Raw genomic sequence first — 716 nt, 5'->3', positions numbered from 1 at the left:
AGCACGACGTGATGATCGAGGCGGTGGAGAACCACATGCCCGAGGCCATCATCGTGGATGAGATTGGGACCTCGGCGGAGGCGTCGGCGGCGAGGACCATCGCGGAGCGGGGCGTGCAACTGGTGGCGACGGCGCATGGCAACACGCTGGAGAACCTGGTGCTGAACCCCACGCTGTCGGACCTCGTGGGCGGGGTGCACACGGTGACGCTGAGCGACGATGAGGCGCGGCGTCGGCGCACGCAGAAGACGGTGAGCGAGCGCAAGGCGCCGCCCACGTTCGACATCGTGGTGGAGATGGTGAGCCGCGACGAGGTGCGCGTGCACGAGGACACCGCGGATGCGGTGGACCGGTTGCTGGCAGGCAAGGACGTGGGTGGCGAGCGGCGAAGGCAGGACGCGGTGACGGGGCGCGTGGAGGTGGAGCCGGCGAAGGCGTTGCCTCCGGTGGAGATGGGGCGAGGCCCGATGGTGAGACGTCCGGTGGGGACGGGCTCGGGAGCGGAGCGGCCCGCGGCTCGTGCTGTACCGATGGGCGTCACGAGGCCCGCTGGCGAGGGAGGCGCGCGCCGCGAGCCAAGGACAGGACGCATCTCGGAGACGGGCGTCACTCAGTCCGCTGGCACGGAGGAGAGTTCGCACTCGGATGACACACGTCGAAGCGAGCGCCTGGTGGGTGAGGACGACGAAGCCTCGCTGGATGATGAGGAAGCGACG

General features: G+C 69.8%; 1 pseudogene. It reads left to right on the top strand.

The features are described from left to right. Nucleotides 1-35: 35 nt before the first annotated feature. Nucleotides 36-716 (top strand): annotated as a pseudogene (locus tag HUA78_RS47150) (hypothetical protein); the annotation flags it as partial.

The sequence above is a fragment of the Myxococcus sp. CA033 genome (assembly GCF_013336625.1).
GTDB lineage: Bacteria > Myxococcota > Myxococcia > Myxococcales > Myxococcaceae > Myxococcus > Myxococcus llanfairpwllgwyngyllgogerychwyrndrobwllllantysiliogogogochensis.
The sequence above is the reverse complement of the archived record's forward strand: the minus strand, read 5'-3'. Positions and strand labels throughout refer to the sequence as shown.